Annotated in this window: 17 protein-coding genes and 1 pseudogene; 5 read left to right on the top strand and 13 right to left on the bottom strand. The window is 39.8% G+C overall.

All coding sequences use genetic code 11. The features are described 5' to 3' along the window. Window positions 1-3 precede the first annotated feature (3 nt). Window positions 4-3,276, bottom strand: a complete 3,273-nt coding sequence (locus ACQV1I_RS13080; protein ID WP_116334622.1) for a non-ribosomal peptide synthetase — start codon at window positions 3,274-3,276, stop codon at window positions 4-6. 379 nt (window positions 3,277-3,655) lie between these two features. Here ACQV1I_RS13080 and ACQV1I_RS13075 point away from each other — a divergent pair, with 379 nt between their 5' ends. The 4 genes and pseudogenes from ACQV1I_RS13075 (at window position 3,656) to ACQV1I_RS13060 (ending at window position 8,291) form a co-directional block, all read left to right on the top strand. After that, on the top strand, window positions 3,656-4,174 hold the full coding sequence (locus ACQV1I_RS13075; protein ID WP_018673015.1) for a hypothetical protein: 519 nt from the start codon (window positions 3,656-3,658) through the stop codon (window positions 4,172-4,174). A 613-nt stretch (window positions 4,175-4,787) separates the two neighbouring features. Beyond that, window positions 4,788-5,495, top strand: a complete 708-nt coding sequence (gene ric, locus ACQV1I_RS13070) for an iron-sulfur cluster repair di-iron protein (RefSeq protein ID WP_094701478.1) — start codon at window positions 4,788-4,790, stop codon at window positions 5,493-5,495. 366 nt (window positions 5,496-5,861) lie between these two features. After that, the gene (locus tag ACQV1I_RS13065; RefSeq protein ID WP_094701477.1) at window positions 5,862-6,551 is read left to right on the top strand and encodes a Crp/Fnr family transcriptional regulator; all 690 of its coding nucleotides are present in this window, start codon (window positions 5,862-5,864) and stop codon (window positions 6,549-6,551) included. A gap of 511 nt (window positions 6,552-7,062) precedes the next feature. Then, window positions 7,063-8,291: pseudogene (locus tag ACQV1I_RS13060) on the top strand (DUF438 domain-containing protein). Window positions 8,292-8,536: 245 nt separating this feature from the next. Here the strand turns inward: ACQV1I_RS13060 and fabZ are convergent. Then, on the bottom strand, window positions 8,537-8,962 hold the full coding sequence (fabZ, locus tag ACQV1I_RS13055) for a 3-hydroxyacyl-ACP dehydratase FabZ (protein ID WP_018673011.1): 426 nt from the start codon (window positions 8,960-8,962) through the stop codon (window positions 8,537-8,539). Between the two features lie 303 nt (window positions 8,963-9,265). Here fabZ and ACQV1I_RS13050 point away from each other — a divergent pair, with 303 nt between their 5' ends. Beyond that, window positions 9,266-9,652: a YmaF family protein gene (locus tag ACQV1I_RS13050; protein WP_094701475.1), complete on the top strand. Its 387-nt coding sequence runs from the start codon at window positions 9,266-9,268 to the stop codon at window positions 9,650-9,652. A 124-nt stretch (window positions 9,653-9,776) separates the two neighbouring features. On the opposite strand, the gene ACQV1I_RS13045 is transcribed toward ACQV1I_RS13050, so the two are convergent. The 11 genes from ACQV1I_RS13045 to ACQV1I_RS12995 all read right to left on the bottom strand — a co-directional run bounded on the left by ACQV1I_RS13045 (window position 9,777) and on the right by ACQV1I_RS12995 (window position 22,903). Continuing rightward, a complete protein-coding gene (locus ACQV1I_RS13045; protein WP_116334623.1) occupies window positions 9,777-10,610 on the bottom strand; it encodes a DUF2935 domain-containing protein in 834 nt (277 codons plus the stop codon). 154 nt (window positions 10,611-10,764) lie between these two features. Further along, window positions 10,765-11,754: a DUF2167 domain-containing protein gene (locus ACQV1I_RS13040; RefSeq protein WP_116334624.1), complete on the bottom strand. Its 990-nt coding sequence runs from the start codon at window positions 11,752-11,754 to the stop codon at window positions 10,765-10,767. Window positions 11,755-12,207: 453 nt separating this feature from the next. Further along, entirely contained in the window at window positions 12,208-13,188 is a 981-nt protein-coding gene (locus ACQV1I_RS13035) for a glycerophosphodiester phosphodiesterase family protein (RefSeq protein WP_018673006.1), read from the bottom strand. 245 nt (window positions 13,189-13,433) lie between these two features. Continuing rightward, on the bottom strand, window positions 13,434-14,393 hold the full coding sequence (gene arcC / locus ACQV1I_RS13030) for a carbamate kinase (RefSeq protein WP_018673005.1): 960 nt from the start codon (window positions 14,391-14,393) through the stop codon (window positions 13,434-13,436). Further along, window positions 14,375-15,289, bottom strand: a complete 915-nt coding sequence (locus ACQV1I_RS13025) for a DUF2877 domain-containing protein (protein ID WP_116334625.1) — start codon at window positions 15,287-15,289, stop codon at window positions 14,375-14,377. The genes arcC and ACQV1I_RS13025 overlap by 19 nt, the downstream gene beginning before the upstream one ends. A gap of 26 nt (window positions 15,290-15,315) precedes the next feature. After that, on the bottom strand, window positions 15,316-16,581 hold the full coding sequence (locus ACQV1I_RS13020) for a DUF1116 domain-containing protein (RefSeq protein WP_094701470.1): 1,266 nt from the start codon (window positions 16,579-16,581) through the stop codon (window positions 15,316-15,318). 87 nt (window positions 16,582-16,668) lie between these two features. Further along, window positions 16,669-18,411 (bottom strand): acyl-CoA synthetase FdrA, encoded by a 1,743-nt coding sequence (gene fdrA / locus ACQV1I_RS13015; RefSeq protein ID WP_116334626.1) that lies wholly within the window; start codon window positions 18,409-18,411, stop codon window positions 16,669-16,671. Window positions 18,412-18,532: 121 nt separating this feature from the next. Then, window positions 18,533-19,582 (bottom strand): ureidoglycolate dehydrogenase, encoded by a 1,050-nt coding sequence (gene allD / locus ACQV1I_RS13010; RefSeq protein ID WP_094701468.1) that lies wholly within the window; start codon window positions 19,580-19,582, stop codon window positions 18,533-18,535. Between the two features lie 36 nt (window positions 19,583-19,618). Next, window positions 19,619-20,668, bottom strand: a complete 1,050-nt coding sequence (gene allD, locus ACQV1I_RS13005) for an ureidoglycolate dehydrogenase (RefSeq protein WP_116334663.1) — start codon at window positions 20,666-20,668, stop codon at window positions 19,619-19,621. 120 nt (window positions 20,669-20,788) lie between these two features. After that, on the bottom strand, window positions 20,789-21,553 hold the full coding sequence (allE, locus tag ACQV1I_RS13000) for a (S)-ureidoglycine aminohydrolase (protein WP_116334627.1): 765 nt from the start codon (window positions 21,551-21,553) through the stop codon (window positions 20,789-20,791). Window positions 21,554-21,619: 66 nt separating this feature from the next. Further along, window positions 21,620-22,903 carry an MFS transporter gene (locus ACQV1I_RS12995; protein ID WP_018672998.1) on the bottom strand — a complete coding sequence of 428 codons (1,284 nt, stop codon included), beginning with the start codon at window positions 22,901-22,903 and terminating at the stop codon, window positions 21,620-21,622. Between the last annotated feature and the right edge of the window lie 12 nt (window positions 22,904-22,915).

Raw genomic sequence — 22,915 nt, 5'->3', positions numbered from 1 at the left:
TTCTTACCTCCCACGTTTTCTTATCTGTTTTTGTTTCTGCATCGCTTCTTTACGTTTTAGAGCTATTTCCCTATTTAGAGTCAAAGTTGGCACAATACTCATCTCCTGACTAAGTCTCTGTGCCAATGTATGGATGGTGGGATAACGAAACATCTCAATAACCGGCAACTCTCTTCTGAATATTGCATTAATTTCTTGGTGAGCATAAAGTAACCGATAGGAATCCCCACCAATATGAAAAAAGTGATCGTGGATGCCTATTTGCTCAGTTCCTAATGCTTCCTGCCAAATTTTAGTCAAAGTGCTTTCTATTTCTGTGATAGGAGCTACAAATGCTGTATGTTCGGCCTTACTATTTGATTCCACACAAATTAATTTTTTTCGATCGATTTTGCCATTTGGGTTCAATGGAATATCTTCAAGTATCTTGATTGCATTTGGAATCATGAAAAATGGAAGCTTTCCCTGTAAAAATATTCGCAATTCTCTTGTTAGAGAAATAGAAGATTCTCCATCTGAAGAAATAAGCACAACATATGCGACTAGCTTCTTTCCATACTTCTCATCATCTTCTACTACTGTCACACATTGCTTTACTACTGGATGCTCGCATAGAACATGTTCGATTTCTTTTATTTCAATTCTATGTCCACGTATCTTCACCTGATCATCGATTCGACCTTCGTACGCAATACGTCCATTTGGTAAAAAACGAGCTAAATCTCCAGTGCGATAAAGTCGAATAGCCCCATCCCCAAGCTCTTTAAACTCAACATAGACGAACTTTTCCCTAGTCAAGTCCTCTCGATTCAAATATCCACGTGCTAAACCAGCACCACCGATATACACCTCACCTATCACTCCAACAGGAACCGGCTGTTGGTTCTCATCTAAAATAAATATTTTAGAATTTGAAATAGGGTGTCCAATATCAGGTGGTACTGGTTTGTCTAGCTCTTCTGGTATATTTGTTACTACATATTCGCCACTAGTTGAACATACTGTTGCTTCGGTAGGTCCGTAAGAATTAAAAAAACGACGACCTTTCCCCCAGCGAACTGCAACAGTAACAGGACAAACTTCTCCACCTACCTCCAAAGTTTGAAGGTAAGGTAGCTCGGCATCAGGAAGTATGGCCATGACGGAGGTTGGGACTACTGCCATATTAATTCTCTTCTCATGTAACCAATCAATCAATTGTTTGCCTGGAAATAAGCGTTCTTTCGTATCCATGCATACTGTACCGCCGCTAGCAAGTGTAGGAATGATTTCACGCACAGAGGCATCAAAGCTAAATGAACAGAATTGTAGTATCCTGGTGTCAGATGATATTTCATGCAAATCACGTGTTGCAAAAATTAAATTGCTAAGACTTCTGTGTTCAATCATGACACCTTTGGGCCTGCCAGTCGAACCAGAGGTATAGATGACGTAAGCCAAATCAGTAGGATGTGGGGAGCATAGTGTCTCCAACTGGCTATTTACGCTTGATGCACGCTTTATTTCCTCTATAGACTTTAGTACATCTATCTTCTCACCCAAAAAATCAATATCTGATAGATCAAGCTCTTCAGTTGTAAGTAAAATAGATGCAGCACTATCCTCCAGCATGTACGCAATTCGTTCCGGTGGGTAATCAGGGTCAATAGGTAGATAGGCAGCACCAGCTTTACTCACAGCTAGTATGCTTACAATCATCTCGATGCTACGTGGAAGCATGATCGCGATTATGCTTTCCCGCCCAGCTTTTTTTCGTAACGTATGTGCTATACCAGTAGATAGCTCATCTAATTCTAGATAGCTTAGCGTTTTCTCACCAAACTCTACCGCATGATGCTCAGGTATCTGACTCACTTGTTCTGTAAATAAATCAACGAAGGTTTTCTCTAGCGGATATTCTTTTTCTGTTAGATTCCAATCCACCAAAATTTTTGTTTTTTCTTCTAAAGAAAGCAAGTCCAACTCTTTCATGCACTTCATCGGGTTTTTCAGGGCGCTTTCGATAAGTGTTCGGTACCGCTCGCTCCATATCCCAATCTCTTCTTCAGTAAATATATCCAGATGGTGATCAAAATCTAGCTGATAGCTTTTAGTCTCGCGCCTGTCTTTAATATGTAGAATTAACTCCTGTGGCTCGTAACCACTGAATTGTATGTCAGATGTATAACTCAAATCATCATGCATATCGAATTCTAACACCTGAAATTCCATTGCAATTAAAAAGAGCTGCTGGACATTTGGGTGCTGCTCCCTCACCTTAGATAATAACGTTTGGTAGGGATATTTTTGATGTCGCAGCATTTGCCTTTGCTGTTTGGCGATCTCTAGACAATAGGTGACAAAATCCGCATCAGGATTTACCATATGACGAAATGGGATCGTGCTTGCAAACATGCCAAATGTATGTTTATCACGAGAACTTGATCGATTGCTAATAATATGTCCCACGATAATATCTCTCTTAGCTGTGATCCGATAGAGGTATAGGTAGAAGGTTCCAAGGAAAAATATATTAGGGCTAATCCCAAATTTTTCGCAAAAGGAATCAATTTGATCACGTAGATCATTTTGTATGAACAGACTATGGCGTCCACTAGCGATATTGCGAGACAGCCCATCATGATTAGTAAGACTAACTAATTCCGGAACCTTTTCGAATTGACTGCTCCAATAGTTTTCATCCGAAGTAAAGCGTCTAGACCCAAGATATTCCCTTTCTCTATCAAGTATTTCTATATAAGAAGGCTTTACTTGTTTCTCCCGCTCTTCCCCTCTGGCTAGATGCTGATAGCAAGCAACGATTTCTTTTATTGCATACAGCATAGCTACACCATCTGCAATCAGATGACTGAATTTCATATATAGCATTGTCTCTGTATCTGTTTTTTGTAATATGGCAAAGTAATACAACGGGCCCTCGGAGAACGAAAAAGGCTGTTTCGTCATTTGGCTTAGCCATTCTTGAATCGCTTGCTCTCTCTGATGATGAAAACGAAAATCAAATATGGGTATACTTGGATGGATGTCTTCGGAAATGATTTGCATTGGGAACTGATTGTTATCGGATTGACTGAAAATGGTGGTGAGGCGAATTGAGTCGTTTTCACTGATAAATTGATGGATGGCTTTAATCAAAATATCATGCTGTAGGCTCATAGAAAATGTAAACGAGGTAGCGAGATTCGTTGCCCCTAAATTTGGATAGATATTCTCCACAAACCAAATTCGCTTTTGTGCATTGGTCAATGAATAGGACGGAACTGCTTCTACATGCATAAAATGCTACCCTCCCTTATTTTTAGAGTTTTTAACTACACCAAACCTGCGACAGAACCTTACCTTCAACTTAGAAACCAATAATTGTATAAATTCTTATCGATTACAAAGTGAATGATAGATAAATCTTCTTTAACTATTGGCTAAAAATGGGCTAAAAGATTTTTTAGGCATTCCTCCTGGATACATAAAAGTGATTTTTGGGTATATATTCATTATTTAACAAATACTTCACTAATTATCCTAATTACCCTTTGAAATGTCAATAAAATCTGAATATTTTTATTAAATATAAATTAAAAAGCAATTAAAGGATTATATTCCAAAATATAGAAATAAGTAAGTGTTTCTAATTTTATAACAAGGAGAGTGTTTGAAAATGAAAAAAAGTCTTGCAGCCCTGATGGTTACCACAATTTTAGCCAGCATGTATATTTCCCCAGCTTATGCCTTAACAGATCAAGCAGGAATTGACTCAAAGTCTACTAAAAATGTAAAATCACTGGATGCAAGGGTTTCCGATCCTAATCGGTTCAACGGGTTACGTGTTAAGGTAGTCGATGATCCTACCGTATTTATCATTATGGATGGGAAGAAAAGAGGGATTGTAAGCGAGGCAGTATATTTCAGATTATTCCGTTCATGGGATGGCATCCAATCATTCTTATCCCTTGATGGTATCCCCGATGGACAGGTTATCAACGAAAACACACAATTGATAAAATATCAAAACAATCCGACGGTATATTTAGTAGATCATGAGAATGGAAGAACTGTAAAACGTGGCTTTGTCAGTGAGGCGGTATTTAACAAATACAGCTTTGATTGGAATAAAATAATTACGCTTCCAGCTTCCATGCAAAATACAATTCCAGACGGCACTCCAATCAGCAATTAAATGGTACTTTAAATAGTATAAAGAACACCTCTTAAAGTGCATGTTTGTCTTGTCTGTAAGATAAGTTGCCAACTTTAAGAGGTGTTTCTATGTCATTCATCATATTGATATCACGGTAATTATGTAGCATTTTCCTCTTGTAAAACCAGTTTGTTAACTGGCTACCGTATTTTAGCCCCCCTCACCCACATTCTAAAGCTTTGAGGATTCCTCAGCCTGTTCTCCAAGGTATCGTTAACAATTATGTGTCTATCTATCGAACAATGCCCCTCGATTTATTAACCCAAGTTTTCTTGGCCTCCTATTTATTTTTCAGCTACCACTTCATAAGAACCCCTCTGTTTTATAGATTATATCTCCAATCAATTGATCGATCATCTCCGATTGCTTCTATCTACCCTAACAATCTTCCAACTATGATACGTCTCACATCATAGCTTACAATTGTCCGATCTGAAAATGTTTTTTTATCTGCCTGTGTAGAATTATAGGAGTTCTAAAATAACTTATGATAAACTTAACACATTTTAAGTGATTGAGATCACGACGTAAATTTAAAATTATTCATATTCTTAATTCAGATACAAAATTTAAAAAATGTGGAGGCATTCATATGGAACATACATTTACCGAGTCTTCTATTATTGGTGATATCGTTACGAAATTTCCGAAGGCAAGCGACCTTTTTAAATTATATAGAATAGATTTTTGCTGCGGTGGTAATAGACCCCTTAGCGACGCTATTAAGGAGAAAAATTTAATAGCAGAAGAGGTTATAACAAATTTAAATACTCTTTATCACGATACTAAACTTTTACATGAATCTGAAATTGATTGGAAAAATGCCTCTTATAGTGAATTAATTGACTATATTGTGAATAAGCACCATCGCTATTTAAATGAAGAGTTGCCTCAGTTAAGCCCTTATGTAACAAAAGTGTTACGTGTTCATGGATCAGCACAACCACATTTAGCTAAAATCCACAAGCTATTCCATGAATTAAAAACAGAATTAGAGCAGCATTTAATTAAAGAAGAGACAGAAGACTTCCCGTTGATTTTAGCATATGAGCAAAATGCAACGGAAGAAAATTATACGAAATTATGCAAAGTGGTGGAAGCATTGGAGAGTGAGCATAGCCACGCCGGCAGTATTATAAAAGAACTTCGTACCATTACGAATGACTTTACTCCTCCAGAAGGAGCTTGCGGTACTTATCGTCTAGTCTATCAACGTCTTGAAGCACTTGAATCCGATTTGTTCCAGCATATTCACTTGGAAAATAATGTTTTGTTTCCGCGTGCAATTGCACAGACGTAAGTTAGATTAAGAAGCGGCATAATCATTATGTAACGATTATTGGCAATATCTTTGTCTTTGACTAATCATCTTATTTTGCATGAGATCAATCTTCAATTAGATTTTAATTAATATGAGACAAACGTATTTTTATTTAGGTAACTGCTTTTCATAAGAAATGGGACATGAGTCAAAAATCGCTCATATCTCATTTCTTATATATTTTATAAGTCGGCCTTATAGAAACAGTAACCTAGTAGAGTATTTTAATTTAGAAAACGATGAGAAAAAACCTCTAGCCTTCCTTATCGTCCAGTCACTGTTCCATGTAGCAGTTTAATATTTCTATGGAAAGAATATGCCGAGATTGGCTAAGGAGTTGTATGTATGAAAGAAGGAATGATCAAGAAGCATTTACGGAAGATCCCCCTTTTTACAAAACTTTTAGAAGAAGAGCTTCAATCCATTGTGGATATTTCTCAAATGCGAACTTACAAAGCAAGGTCTTTTGTATTTATGCAGGGCGATCCACTTGATCGTGTGTTTTTTATCCATTCAGGTAAGGTAAAAATTCAAAAAACGGATGCAACGGGAAGAGAACAAATTATTTCTGTGCTCCAAGCTGGAGAAATGTTTCCCCATGCCGGTTTTTTCCGAAAAGGTACTTTCCCAGCAAATGCCGAGATACTTGAGATTGCACAATTAATTGTTATTCCAATCGGTGATTTTGAGAATATTTTGCTTCAGTATCCTCAATTATGTATTACATTGTTTAAAGTTCTCGAAGAAAAAATTGTGGATCTCCAGAATAGATTAGAAGAAAAAATTCTTCATGATATGTATGAACAAATTATTATGTTATTACTTCGCCTATGTAAATCAAATGGCATACAGATACATGATAAATACAAATTAACCACTCAATTTACGAATCGAGAACTCGCTAATATGATTGGAACTTCACGGGAAACAATTAGCCGCACAATTAATCAGTTAAAAAGAAAGAAACTAATTGATATTGATGAAAACGGCTTTTTCATTATTATTCCAGAGAAATTACAAGAAGAAATCGCCTAATTGAAGTACCTACCTTCCTTCCTATCTTTGAATATAAACTTTATCGTTCAAAATTAGAGAAGGTCGTCTTTCAATGACCGTATTGGGTCTATACTACAACGCTTCCTTTCCACAGGTAACGTGACCTAGCCTGGTCAGCAATTTTTTCGATTTATTTTTTGTGCCTCATTCATTGTGACTTGATGTTTCAGTTTTGCAGTCATTGTTTATCTGTTTCCCTTAGCTGCTCTACTACGAGTGTTAACCTTTTTTAAAAGTACATTTGTGATTTCACTCACAATCTATTCATTCTCTTAACCCACATTGAGAATGACTATCATATATCCCGAGGTGCGGATGACGAAAAGATGCTTAGCTGTAGGCAAATAATTTGGACGTTCAACATATTACAAAACCCGATATGCTACACACGTCTTATCAAAGTGATGACTTGCCAAATAAAAAGTTGTTTACCGATGCAGGAAAAAAGCTCCCCTAGAAATGATAATTGGAAGAGTAAAGGAGAATTCTTATGAGTGAAATAATTAATAATCGTGAACAAGAAAGTATGAATACATTTGAAAGACAAGCTATCTTAAAACAAATTATTAAAAATCTTCATCAAGGAAAAAGTGTGGAAGATGTGAAAGCTCAATTTGAAGAAGCCGTTGGGAATATTACCGTTGCGGAAATTTCCCAGCTCGAACAGGCACTCATGGAGGAAGAAGGAATTCCAGTGGAAGAAGTACAGCGGTTATGCTCGGTGCATGCAGCCATCTTTAAAGGTTCCATTGAGGAAATCCACAGATCTGAAAAACCCGAAGATAAATCGGGTCATCCGATTCATACATTTAAGCTTGAGAATAAAGAAATAGATATGCTTGTTAACTTCAAACTTAAGCAGCACTATGACCATTTCGAAAAAGAAGATAGTGAAGAAAACGTCTATACGCTAATCGGAGACTTAAATCTGTTGTTGGATATTGATAAACATTACAGCCGTAAAGAAAATTTACTTTTCCCTTATTTAGAGAAATATGGTATTTACGGGCCAACAAAAGTAATGTGGGGAGTCGACGATGGCATTCGTAGTGCCATTAAAGATGTCAAACAAAAATTAACAAACTATAGTGGAGATAAAAAACAACTTTAGATGAGATTGCCTCTGTAATAAGTGAGGTAAATGAAATGATTTTTAAAGAGGAAAATATCTTATTTCCAATGGCACTTCAAACTCTTACGGAAGACGAATGGGTTAAAATTGCTCATGAAAGTGATGAAATTGGCTATTGCTTAACAGGCCCTGGCGGAGTGTGGAAACCTGAAAGAAAAGCGATGACAAAGCAGTCGATATCTGAAGGGTTCATTCACTTAGAAACAGGGATACTATCTTTAAAGCAATTAGAGCTGATGATGAACCACTTGCCCGTGGATATTACGTTCATTGACAAGGATGACATTGTACGCTACTACTCCCATGGAAAAGAGCGAATTTTTGCCCGCACAAAAGCAGTAATTGGCAGAACAGTCCAGAATTGCCATCCTCCGAAAAGCGTTCATATCGTTGAAAAACTATTGGAAGACTTCAAATCGGGAAATAAAGATTGTGAGGATTTCTGGATTAAGTTTCAGGACAAATATGTATACATTCGTTATTTCGCTATAAGAAGTGAAGATGGAGAATACATGGGCACCCTTGAATTTACTCAAAATATTAATCCTATTCAAGAAATTCAGGGCGAAAAACGCATCCTCTCATAAGTTTGAGATTGTCATGGGTCACTTGACCGTTTTCTAGGGAGGATGAATTCATAGCTAAGTAACGATTCATCCTCTTTAAGCGGACAACACACTTGATTTATTACCCCTGCTATCGTAGCTTACAATATAAATCTGAAACAAGTCTACTACTGATATAACAAAAACCAGTCCATCAGGAAATAAACTGTTAGACTGGTTATTACATAACACTACTTGTCCATTTAATACACCAATTTTTATGTGTGTTAATCACCAAATGCAAATATTATTTCCGCCTCGCAAACTAGCTCCCCATCAACTGTAGCAATACCTTTGCCTTTGCCGATTGCACCTTTTAATCGAGTAATATCAATCTCAAGACGAAGTTGGTCTCCTGGTTTTACCTGACGTTTAAAACGACAATTATCTATACCTGCTAAAAGCCCCAACCGTCCTTTGTTTTCTTCTTTAGTTAGCATCACAATTGCACTTACCTGTGCCAATGCCTCTATAATTAATACACCTGGCATAATCGGATAATTTGGAAAGTGTCCATTAAAAAAATCCTCATTTGCTGTAACATTTTTTATACCAACTGCCCTGCATCCTTCTTCTAACTCCAATACCCTATCCACTAAAAGAAATGGATAACGATGCCTAATAACATCCATAATTTGTTGAGCATCCAACATCACTATTCCCCCTGAATAATAATCTATTAACTCTATATTATCACCTGATACTAATAGTTGATACTATTAACGTTATCTTTTTCAACTTAACTTCTTATTCGTTTAGCTAGCTATTCCTTAGGCTAAGGTTTGTTATATGGATCATGTTTTGGATCATTCATAAGCAACTCTATATTCTCCCCTACCTTCCCGTTATAAATTGAAACCACAGTCAAGCCATATACCCTGTAAATGGTACTCATGCCTATATCAATCCCCATACACATTCATACAGTATAATAAATTAGGAAAAGGGGTTGTAAAATGAGAAAAATACCTGTTACAGGCTTTCTAGTCCAATCTAATGAATTCTCATCAGAACATTCACACGAATTGTATATTACGTCTTGGAATGGTATGCCTGTACACACACATCCATTTTCTGGTACTACATCATTCAATGATGGACATGATCATCAATACATTGGAGTAACCGAGCCTGCTCCAACGGGTGTTCCTCACGTTCATCGCTATTATACAGTTACTTCATTTGATGATGGTCACACTCATGTGATTGAAGGAACAACTGGCCCAGCAATCGGACTACCACGTGGAGGGCATGTTCATTACTTTGAAGGCTATACAACAGTTAACGGAAGACGCCCTCATTGCCATCATTACAAAGGAACCACAGAAAATGAGATTGATTAAATTGTAGGCATAATTTGCGTAACAGCATGGTATGTATTGACACTTGTATCCAATCAAGAGCAGGCAAAAGAGCTCGCAAATTAATGTGAGCTCTTCCTTATATAAGTCCAACATTTTATCTTGACTAACAATTGGATTCTGGAGTATTCCTTCTTTGTTTACTACTGTTTTTTGCCCCCTCTAATGCCATTTCAAATGCATCTAAAATTTCAAGAAAATGTGATGCCTCTCTAAAGACATGATCTGCAAGAAGTGGAGGAATAATGCTCTTGATGCGGCAAGCTTCGATTAAATCACGAGCTGTTTTTTTGAAATCACGGAGTTGACGAACAGACACTTTATTTTGATCGACAAACTGCGATAATAAAGGAACGGTTTGAGACTGGGGACTCATGGAATCTAAATCGATCGCTTGATATAGAAGCTGGTCAAAGTCATGGCTAAAATCACGAGCTTGCTCAACTAGTTTTCTTTCAGAAGGATCAAGTAAGTGATTAATGAATTTAGCATGATCAGCCATAATCTTAAGAAAGAAGACATTTTCATTAATAATAGCATCAGGCAATGGATCTAAGGTTCCGGTGTTAAGTTGTTCCAAACGTTTAGCAAAGTAAGCAGCTTCTCTGCTGACGTGATCCACTAATAACGGTAGGTTATTACCTCCAATTTGACAGGAGATGATCAGACCTAATACCCTTCGTTTAAAAGCCCAAATTTGATTAACAACAGGAAGAATTTGAGCATTAAACTCATATATATATTGAGGATCAACATCTTCTGTTAGAGAAAGAGCCTGGGCCTCTATATTTTCGAATATTCTGTAAAAATGATCAGCTTCATTTATTAACTGTGTATCGTCACAATTAAAACCTAGTTTCAAAAAAAGGGAATGTTCTTTCATTATCCTAGACCAAAAGCGGACTTCCTCAAGTGATCTAATTACGAATGCATTCGCCATCCCATGAATCCTCCTCAAATTATGTATTTTCCCAGAAGTTTATGCAGGAGCGATGTAACAAATGTCTGTTACCTCATTTTTACGTATTGAACACATACAGATTTTTCATAGAAAGAGTAAAAACCACCCTGGTTATCCAAGGTGGTTTCAAGATTTACATCGTTTTCGAATTATCGTTTGAAGAAGATGTAGAATCAGTCTGATTAGATGGTACCGATGATTCATTTGAGTCTACTGTTGGAGACTTCTCACTTGAAGAATTAGGATTAGTCTCCTCTTGCAAATCGTTGGATGTCTCCAACGTGTGATCCTTTTTCTTTTTAAAAATGTTCGAGACTACTTTAAAGATACCACCCAACACAAGAACGACAACAATCCATGCTTTTTTCAGAAAGATAAGAATAAGTGCAAGAAAACCTACTTTTTTGGCAACAGCCAAGCCTAATCCACCCAGAACAAGTCCAGTTAAGCCATAGTCAGCTAACTTGTCTGTGGAAGCATCATAGTCACTGTACCGATTTCCTTCTTTCAATTGGAACTGCGGCAAAATTTGTTCCGTCAAAATCTTTTTATCCTTCGCCAATGTGGCTGGATCAGATACAAGAATAAAAGAAACATACCCTTTTCGTGTTAACAATCGCAGGTTGTAGTTAATAATCGGGTTTTTTTGATTATCTTCGGCAAGCATCGACCATTGTAAGGTATGTGTCTTTGCGTCATAGGAAGGGGGCACGTCCCAGCCTACTACATGAATTTGCTCTTCGGGCTTGCGTTCTTTATTGTGTTCTTCTGTTCCCTCTTTGTAACTCTTCAAAATCGCATCTTTATCGATATCGTTTTGCTCATCATCCATGATGTGACCTACTTCATCATATTCCATGACTACGTACCAATTTTCTTGATCCGAAGTAGGATACACACTTGCAATTTCACGTGATGATGCGAACTGCTTTTGAACCGTTATCGTATCTTCCTTGTTCAAATAAACGAGTTGATCTGGGACTTTAAAAGTAGCTAAATGGTCACCTACATCAACTTTCGTCCCCCCACTCACCCACTTTAGATTCTCTACTGCATAGACCGAAGTAGTAAAAACGGTAATAAGTAAAATAAGAATGATTGAATAAATGCTTTTTGCTCTCACCTAGATGCCTCCGTTGTCAAATTAGTTATATGTACAAACGTAATCTTAACAATTGATCCAATAGTAGTAAATGATATATAAGTTGTAAATAATTAAGTAGAAAGTCATAGGAAATCAGTAGCTAACCACATTATTCAGATAAATATTTTTTTACATGAGTCTTTGGATACATTTTACAATTTATTCCCTAAAATAATCCTTTTTGTATGCTCTACTACTACTTATCCTTTTAGATAGGGGGCTGTACCCTGTAAGCCAACAACTATTTTAAAATGACCTACTAAATTGGATACTAGCCCCCTCAAAAAGCAGAACAATCTGGTTTACATAATAAATATTATGTTTATTATGTACTATCATGTCTTTTCTATTTAATTGTTATCTTGCTTCTTATTTTTGTATCAGTTTTCAAGAAATCCCCAAACAAAAAGGTTATTCCCATAAATGATTTCACTACTTATATAACGGTGCTATTTTATCAATCCGATTTGTCCATATCCCACCCGAATAATTGTTTGGAAGTCGTTTAATATCTTCATGAGAGTCAAATCCACTTGAAAATCCTCCCCCATCTCCTCCTACAATAATGACTCGTGCGTCCACTTCATCCATCCGATTCAGAAAACGATTCGGCCAACCCCATAGCCACGGAGCGACTTTATCCGGTATGTGTAACTCGCCATGCTTTAGACTAGAGGGAACATAACCAGTCCATCCTATTGCAATATAACTAAGAAGATCTTTTTTCATCGAAGCCTTTGACATGGTTCGTAAACTAGGAATACGTTCCTTTATCGCAGCAATTGGTTTATCTCCACCATACACCGTTAATTGGTCAAGACGGCTAGCTGGTAGTTTTTGAAGGTACGCAGCCATTTGAATTCCTTCATTGGTATCATTACTTTTGATATGAATCAAAAAAGAACGATCGGGAAAATGGTTCAGTACTTCATCTAATGTTGGCATTACATTAATTCCTTTACCTCGAAATGGATATGTTTTACCACCATCAGCCGTATACCCGTACCCGATATCAAGTCGTTGCAATTCTTGGGTTGTATAATCTCTTGTGACCCCCTTCCCATTTGTACGACACTCAAGGGTCCAATCATGGAAAACAACAAAATTGTTATCTTTTGTCCATTGAACATCAAATTCCACTATATCCGCACCAGCTTTAAAAGCAGCCTCCATAGAAGGAATTGTATTTTCCAAATAAGGATGCTCTGGAGTAGTAATCCGTTCAGCTGTACATGTTTCGTTAGTGATATCCTCCATACTAAAGGTCTGAGCAAGCCCTCGATGAGCAAGTAAAAGAGGAGAGCCCTCATGTCGATTCGCAAGCAAAGAGCTATTGTTACCATAAATAAATACGAATAGGACAAGAAGTATCCAGATAACTTTACGTTTAAGCAGTTTCTTTATCAGTTTCATTGTTTTCTCCTGTTCCACATATTGTTGAAATACCTTACATCATGTTCGTTTTTTAATACTTTTAACATACTATAACCCATCTGTTTTGTTTTACAATAGTGACGAGATGACATTTTACTCATATTAAAATGATAGATCGTTGCTTGATGGTTGGTTTGAGTTGACTCTTCCTTCAAATAAAAAAGAGCAGTCCTATTGTCATTTTCATGACTTTAGAACTGCTCCAGTCGAAAAACCATCTTCCATTATTTACATTGTGCCAGATTAACTTGAGTGATGCGAGTACCTGCTTTTCCTTCCAAAGCTAAATCCGCCTGGTCCAAGGAACAAATAACAGCAGTTCCTCCTTTTTCAGCGAAACCTATGGCTGATTCCATTTTAGGTCCCATGCTTCCTGCACTAAACTGTCCTTCATCCGCATACTGCTTGGCTTCTTCCAATGATATCGTCTCAAGTGATTTTTGATTTGGTTTGCCATAGTTCACATACACATTTTGAACGTCAGTCAAAATCATAAAGACATCAGCATTCACATCTTGGGCAAGCTGGTAACCACTTCGATCCTTATCGATAACCGCTTCCACGCCCTCAAGGGTTCCATCCGATTGACGGGATACAGGAATACCTCCTCCACCTGCAGCAATTACGATGGTCCCTTGATCAGTCAAAGATTGAATTAAATCAGCTCCGATGATGGATTTAGGCATTGGAGACGGTACCACCCGACGCCAGCCTCTTCCTGCATCTTCCTTAACAATCCAGCCTTTTTCTTCTGCAAGGCGCTGTGCTTCTTCTTCACTGTAGAAAACACCTATCGGCTTTGTTGGATTTTGGAATGCTGGATCTTCTTTTGATACTTCCGTTTGTGTCAGCATACTTACTACAGAATTGTTTAGTCCGAGCTTTTGAAGCTCATTTTGTAGGCATTGGTTCATTATATAGCCGATAAAGCCTTGAGATTCGGCACTACATACATGAAGTGGGAACGGCGGGACTACTTCTTTTGCTTCGTCCTGCTGACGCAATATATTTCCCACCTGCGGACCATTTCCATGTGTGATAATTACTTCATAGCCCTGCTTGACAATACGTGCGATTACCTCGCAGCTTTTCCGGATATTTTCTAGTTGATTCTCATAGGTTGCCTGCTGTTTAGGTTGTAAAATAGCATTGCCACCGAGTGCAATTACAACTTTTTGTGCCAATTTGAGTTCCTCCTTATTATCAGCAAACCGATCAGTATGCCAAATGCTGTATCCAGACCCGAGCTGTGTCCTACACGTAGCAGTTCTCTGGTCCTCTCATTCAAGCTGACTGAATTATTTTGTAGAAGAGAATGTAAAACATCTGTCACCACCGAACTGAAATCCCGCTTCAGCGCATACTTCAGGTATTCACGACTGATATCTGTTGTCAGGTCTTCTCTCTCCACTAGCCTTGATAAGTGCAAGCGGAACGAATCCGTGAGCACTTCCGTTACTGCATCCACAGCAAGCAGTCCCACCAGCATGTCATCTCCGGAAGGTGTGAGACCTTTCCCTCTTCCAATCCAGTACCTAAGAATTTCATCTATCTGTGGTAAGTTCTCAGTTAAAGCCACATCCATCAGTTGTAAAACCTTTTGTTCCCTTTCCGAACAGCACACAAAGGTTTCCATCATGTTGCATTGGATAAAATGCTCTACTGAAATATCAGCTCCTGTAGGCTGACTATGCATCACTAGCTCAGTTGCAAACGCATCCAAAAGATGGAGCAGTGATTGCGGATGCCTCGTAATCGGTCCAACACTAAGATGATACGCATGTTGCGGGTTCAATGTAATACAAAACTTGGAAAAGAGAAGAGCCGACATGCCGTTGTTATAGTGAACCATTTCATTTTGCTCGATCAACGAAACGAGCTTTGGCAAGAACCTATCCTCAAGATGGATGCCAAAAGGAAGCAGTCCGTTCTTCGCACTACCGATAAAAATAAGTCCATCTCCCATACCGATATTCCATCCATTCTGAAACACACTATGGATATAGCCCGGTTTGTCTGTCTGGAGGAGAGGGTGTACAGACTGGCTGTACATCCCGTTTATCTGTAGTAAATCTTTCATGTCGCTCTCCCCTGTCCTTCGTTTTGTTAAATCAATCCTAGTTTTTGGGCATAAGCTTCTAGAGCTTTTTCAAAGCAAGCGAGAGGTGCACGAACCGTACCTGCACCAATTTGACCTACCCCAGGTTCTTTGTGTGCAATTCCTGTATTAATTACTGGTGTAATGCCTGTTTCTACTACTTTTCTTGCATCGATGCCAAGGCAAATACCTTGGAAGTTCCACGTAGGGATCGTAAAGTTAGGGTTATGGTCAATGCAGATTTCCGTCATCTCATTGCTGGTTGCCAGCGCATCTTCAAATCCACCCGCACCCACAAAACGAGTAACACCAGGAGCTGCCACCATGGCCATACCGCCAACACCGAATGCTTCTGTAATAGCACTATCACCGATATCAGGATTTGCCATCTCTTGGGAGTAGCCTGTGAAGAACAAGCCCTGCGGCGTATTAACAGGGGCCGTAAACCATTCGTCTCCCATACCGCTGATACGAATGCCAAAGTTTTTTCCGTTTCTTGACATAGCTGTTACTACGGTACCGTGTTCAATCGTTCTTGCAGCATCTAAAACCGCTTTAGAGGTTGCCATAGCAACATTCAGGAAAAACTGATCAGTATCTGCTAGGAATTTCACCACATCGAATTTATCTTTTTCGGACGCATCCGTTTGTAGGATATACGGACTTATTTCTTTCAAAAACACAAGGGAAGCTGCGATATTCCGTTGATGGAATTCGTCTCCCATCGTAATTGCCTTTGCCATCATTACATTAATATTTAAGCCGTTTTCGGTTTGATATAAAGCTTTAGAAAGGGTAGGCCCCAATACATCTCTCATCCATCTCAGACGCTGGATAACCTCCTCAGAATAGGCTCCAAACCGTAGCACTTTTCCAATCCCTTCATTCATTGTGCAATAAGCACGGTTTCCATCTGTCTGATTTTCCACAACCAGAAGCGGCATATTGGCTGAAGTGATGCCGCCCATTGGCCCTACAGCTTTGACATGATGGCACGGAATGAATGTGATGTCCCCTTGTTTTAGCATGGTCATCGCTTCCTTCTCATTCGCCGCCCATCCTTCGAATAAGGATGCTCCGACGCATGCCCCTTGCATTGGGCCTGTCATGTCGTCGAATTGAATTGGCGGACCCGCGTGAAGAAGCACCCGCCCGTTTAATTCTTCCACTACGGATTTAGCAGGAACTACGTCCACTAGAAAAGGAGCACCGGCTATAATTTTTTGAATAACTGCCTGATTTGCTTCATCGATTGTTTGATATGGTCCGTACATGCTACATCCTCCTAATTGGATATTAATGTATTCATATGCTGTGTAAGCGCTTAGGTAAAACAAATTCCTCAGGATAAAAACAACAGTTTACTTGAGTAGGCTCAAAATCTTACGCATTCTTTCATTTCCTCCAGCTACCGGTCGCCAGTCAAAATGCACCGTACTTCCGCCGTAGCTAGTTACTGCATGTACAAATTTCTTGAGTCCTACATTCACTACTACCGGTTTTCCACTCAATAGCTTGATGATAGATTCAGAAACCTTACTACCTTCTTGTTCATACTGCTCACTAGGAATCAATGATTTCTCCTTGTCCTTAAGCTGGATGCCCATCATTGACAGAGCTGTCCGAACAGCCTGATTATTGCTCTCTTTAACAATAACGCCAGCTTGCTCAAGCTTGTTCTTTTGCTCGTGGTAATCTTGCGGATCTTTTTCAGTTCCGCACACCGTTGCCACGAAATACAGGTTTTTGCCTCTTGCCTTGGCGCTACCTTGTGCTTTCTCAATGACAGGCAGTAGTGCACCTGCCATATCGTCATGGGAACCGTATCCTAAAACGACATCCAGTAAAATAATCGCTGTGGATTCATCTGAAGCTGCCTGCTCGATGTAATGAATTCTCGTTTCCGGATCAATCATCGGGTGAGGTTTGCCTTGTGTATATTTGTCATCTCCTAGGTCGATTACTTCATGACCTTTAGCTTTTAGCATATACCCGTCTTCATGAATGAGTTGTCCCAATTCAAGCCCTTTTGACATAAGGATAGCGGTTTCATAAGCAAGCGTACCACCCGAGTACAGACCTTTAATTGCGGTTTGCTCTGGTTTCAGCTCAGCTTTCGGAGCTTCTATATTCAATATGTTGTAATTCACCTTGACTTCTTTGCCTTTAGACAGATCCACAGCAATCATGGCAGTCTCTTCCAGCGTATGGGCATAATATACACTACCTTCATGTGCTTCAGGCTCTTCGCCTACGAAAATAGCGACTACCGGTTTTGATATACGTTGCAAAAGCTGGACCACCTGGTTACGAACTTCTTTGGCAGGAGGTTTTGAAATGACTACGATCACTTCCGTAGCATGATGCTTTTCAAGTCCTCCAATAGCATCTAACATCGTAATTGCCCCGATTGTTTCAGAGAGGTCACGTCCGCCAGTTCCGATTGCATGGCTTACTCCTCCGCCCAAGCGGTCAATAAGCGTGGTTACCTCTTGAATGCCAGTTCCTGAGGCACCTACAACACCGATGTTCCCTTCTTTCACCACGTTAGCGAAAGCTACCGGAACACCGGATAGAATCCCAGTTCCGCAGTCAGGTCCCATGACCAGCAACCCTTTTTCATGCGCTTTTTGTTTCAGTCGTAGCTCATCCTCAATAGCAACGTTATCACTAAAAATAAAGGCATGTAGCCCGCGGTCAAGTGCCTTTTCTGCTTCTTCCGCCGCATATTGACCAGGTACAGAGATCAGGGCTAGATTAGCATTAGGCAGAGCCTGCATCGCCTTATCCCAAGTTCGAACGGACTCGAATTCCTGCTTACTACTGCTGACAGCTTGATTTTTCAATTCATCTTCAATGGTGGTCAGCACTTCAGCCACTTTTTCTTCATTGTCTGTATCAATCACGATGCACATATCGTTAGGTCCCGCTTTTTCTAGTTCATCCGTATACATGCCGGTATTTTGGAAAATTTCTTTATTCGCAGGGGTCCCCATCATAATGGATGCCTGTTTTACACCATCCATCGCAGAAATTTTGTTGGTTAGGAGCATGAGATTAACCGAATCTTGATAGGAATTTTGTTTAATGATGGAATATAGCATTAGTACGTGCACCTCTTCCGTCAGATAAGTTGTTATTTTCATTAAAGCGTCAAAGCGTCAATTTAATAAAGAATCAAGGTGCTGCTATAGGATGATATCTCCTTATAAGCTAGCTGTGAAATTACTTTGCAAAAGGATCCTTGTTGTCGTATTGGTTTTTATGAACAACGTCCGAAACCAAATAATCATACACGTCATCCACGATTTCGATCCCGTTCATCTCGCTCTCTTCCTCGCGAATTTTACTACGCTGTCCCGGATAAGATACTTCTTTAAAACCGGGGGCAGGTTTCATCTGGTTCAAATCTCCCATCGTATTCGTAATGTTTTGTAAAAATCCAGTTAGGCTTGTAAAATAAGTCGGATTAATTACGATATGAAGCTGTCCCAGATTTCGGTATTCTGTCAAGTCATGATACATAGAGGATACCTTATTCCCGAACGGCAGTCCGAGTAAAATGCCGGATAGTACATCGACCATCATCATTAGACCGTATCCTTTAGGTCCAGCGATTGGCAGCAACGCGTTCACTTGGAAAGGATCTGTCGTTGGGTGGCCTTCTTTATCTACTGCCCATGTATTTGGGATCATTTCATTTTTAGATCTGGCATGTAAAATTTTTCCCCAAGCCTGTACCGTTGTCGCCATATCAAAAGTAATCATTTCATCGTCACTACTAGGTGCAGCAAAGGCAATCGGATTTGTTCCATAATAAGGTTCTGAGCCACCAAATGGTACAACCATCGGATCAGACTGACAGAGCGAGATTCCAATCATCTTCTCTTTGGCTGCCTGCTGTACAAAATAAGATAGGGCTCCGCTATGACCGATTCTTCTAACACCAACTACCGCAAGTCCGTTTTCTCTTGCCATTGCGATAGCTTCATCCATCGCTACTTTCGCCGCTACATGCCCTGCTCCATTGTCACCGTCAAAAATAGCAGTGCAAGGACCTGTTTTTTCAAATGTAAAGGTAGGATACGTATTGGTACCGCCCTTAGCAATCCGTTCGGCGTAGTATTCTACACGCATGGCACCATGAGAATGAACACCTCTTGCATCGGCATGTACCAGAACGTCAGCTACTCCTTGTGCATGCTCCTCCGTCAATCCGGCTTTATGGAGTTTGCGGGTGATTAAACCCTTCAGTTCTTGCTTGCTTACTCTCATTTGTGCCACCATACCTTTCTAACCACAGCGCCTATTTTATTTGGCAAAAGGGTCTTTATGATCATAGGCGTTTCGATGAACGATGTCTGAAACCAGGAATTCATACACCTCATCTACAATTTCAATGCCGTTTTTCTCAAATTCTTCCTGAATCATGTCATTATTCTGTCCAGGGAAAAGCACCTGTTTAAAACCGGGTGCCGGCTTGATTTGGTTCAAATCGTCCATGGTAGTAGAAATATACTTTTTAAACATGTCTGGATCAGTAAAGAAGGCAGGGTTAATGACAAGATGAAGTTGACCAAGATTCCGATATTCAGTCAGATCATGGTACATCGAGGAGACTTTATCCCCAAATGGAAGACCGAGCAGAATACCTGAAAGCACGTCCACCATCATCATTAAGCCATATCCTTTTGGACCGGCAATCGGAAGCAGGGCATTTACCCTGAAAGGATCTGTTGTTGGATGGCCTTCTTTATCTACCGCCCATGTATCCGGGATAGATTCCTGCTTCGATCTGGCATGAAGAATTTTTCCCCAAGCCTGTACCGTTGTCGCCATGTCCAGTGTCATAATACGCTTATCATGGCTAGGTGCGGCAAAAGCAATCGGATTGGTACCGTAATATGGCTCAGAACCGCCGAAGGGAACAACCATCGGATCAGATTGGCACATAGAAATCCCAATCATTCCGGATTTTGCAGCCTGACGTACAAAGTAGGAAAGAGCTCCGCTATGTCCAATTCTTCTGACGCCAACAACGGCTACTCCGTTTTCTTTAGCCATCTTGATAGCCTCATCCATAGCTTGCTTAGAGGCCACATGACCTACTCCATTATCCCCGTCGAATACTGCTGTGCAGGGACCCGTTTTCTCGAATGTAAACTTCGGATCAGTATTTAAACCACCTTTTGCAATCCGTTCTGCATAGTATTCTACACGCATGGCACCATGGGAATGAATGCCTCTAATGTCGGCATGGACCAGAACATCCGCCACACCTTCAGCATGCTCTTCCGTTAAACCAGCTTTGTGCAGTTTATTTGTAATCAGGTCTTTTAAATTCTGTCTGGATACTCTCAATTCCCACACCTCTATTACATTGGATTTCAGTAACAATGTGATCGCTCTTAGCTATAACAAGGAGAATGGTAAAAAGTTGTCCACCTTTTACCATCGTCCTCGTCTGCTGAGGTCCTCCTCTTAGAGATCCGCGTCTCGGTTGCAGTCTTTAGAATAGACATAAGCAAGTTTCTCTCGACCGACAGCGTAGCAAGCCTGTTGAACATATGGACCCATGAAGATGTAATCGCCTTTTTTCACGGGAATCCACTCGTTATCAAGGTTGTACACACCTTCACCGGAAAGCAAGTATGCTCCATGCTCCTGAACATGCGTTTCGATGAATGGATGGCATGCCCCTGGATCAAAGGTCAATATATGAAAGTTCATATCAAAAGCTATTTCTTTTGGTAGGAGATCCTGAATTCGCATATCAGTCATGCCGTCATAGTCTTCTTCTGGAATATCATTTGAGTTACCGGTAACGACCCATGGTTTCAAATCTTTTAACGGTTTATATTTCTGCTTGTACAAGAACAGTCTGCTGTCACCGTCTTTGAGATTTTCCAGATACATTGTCGTTCCTGGTGGGCAGTATAGGTATCCGCCACTTGTCAACGTGTACACCTTATCATCAGCAGATGCCTTAACTTCTCCTTCAAGGACATATACGAAGGTTTCGATAAGTTCTTGTCCACCAAAGCCGTCCGTATTTTTGCCTCCCTTGTGCATCGTAACCACATAATCGACAAAGCTAGCTCCAAGCTTCGGAGTTGCCAGAATAGACATCGAGCAGTTGTCAAAACCTGGAACCACGTTATTAACTAGACCTTCCGGAGCAAGTAAAGCATATTTCCCATGTTTTATGATGGAACGGCTGGATAGTAAGTCAGTTGGATATCCCATGATATTTCTCTCCATTTCTCTCTACGATTTTTGTGAAAATGATTCCGTCAGTATGATACCTAGAAATCATTTGCTAAATTTGAATTCTTGCTCATCATCAGGTAACCTCTTACTGCGCGAGTTACTTCTCATATTTGCAAAGAACAGGAATACCGTACATACAATAATAATACCGATAGCAAGATAAAAGCCCAAGATTTTACTTCCCGTAGCGTCCGAAATCAAACCGGTTACGAACGGAGCGACTACAGATGACATCATCCCAAAAAAGTTAAACACGCCGAATGTAGTGCTATACCCTTGTTTAGGGGCAATGTCTGCCACGTAAGAGATCATAATCGGATCGACGGCTAGTTTACCGAAGAATCCATACATGATTAAAAACAAAATGAGTAATTCGTTATTTTGAATCGCTACTGTCAGATACAGTGTAACTGCGGCAATGACTTGTAACAAAATAACAACCATAATCTTTTTATTCTTAAACTTGTCAGACAAACGGCTGAACAATAGAGCACCTGGAACAGAAGCAAAGGCAACCAGAGCCGAGGCAAATCCGATAGCAGCACCCTGAAATCCTCTCTCCATTTGCAGGTAACTAGGAAGCCAGGTTACGATCATGTAATACCCGTAACAGACGGAAAAGTAAATGACGTAAGCTGAAATCATGCGGATATCGCCAAAAAGCGTTTTCATCGTTGCTTTATCATTTGGATCTTTTTCTTTGCTTCCTTCAACAGCATTTGCTGCCGGCTTTTCCTTAATAACTTTTGCAAAAGCAATAACGATAATAATAATCAAAGCACCTGTTACATAAATTAAAGGTCTCCAGTCCCAACCAAGCCCCTTCACCATGTACGAGGAACCGATATATCCAATGGCCATTCCGAGAGCCGAACCGCTGTTGATAATGGCAGTGGAGAAGCCTCGCTTTTCATTCGGAATTGCAGAGGATGAGATCGAGTAAGCCGGTCCATAATAGGTCCCTTGTCCAAGTCCTGCCAGAAAACTTCCCACAAGCAGGAAAACCAGAGATGGTGCGATCCCGACCGTAAAGGCTCCAAAAGCAAAGATCAAGAAGCCTGGAATCAGCATTATTTTTCTTCCAAATTTATCAGCAAGAAATCCGGATGGAATCTGCATAGAGGTATACGCCAGGAAAAACATACTGGAGATTAGACCCATGCTGGCATCTGATTCAACACCAAGCTGCACTTTAATTTCCGGTAAAATCGGGTTAAGTACAGTTCTGTAAATCCAGATGACAGTCCACCCAAGACAAAACAGAATGACGACCTTTTTCCAATACTCAAGACCACCTTGTTTAGCTGCTGGGGTATGTTCGTTCATCTCTTTTCTGCT

The sequence above is a fragment of the Brevibacillus sp. JB24b genome (assembly GCF_051713385.1).
GTDB classification, from domain to species: domain Bacteria; phylum Bacillota; class Bacilli; order Brevibacillales; family Brevibacillaceae; genus Brevibacillus_B; species Brevibacillus_B laterosporus.
The sequence above is the reverse complement of the archived record's forward strand: the minus strand, read 5'-3'. Positions and strand labels throughout refer to the sequence as shown.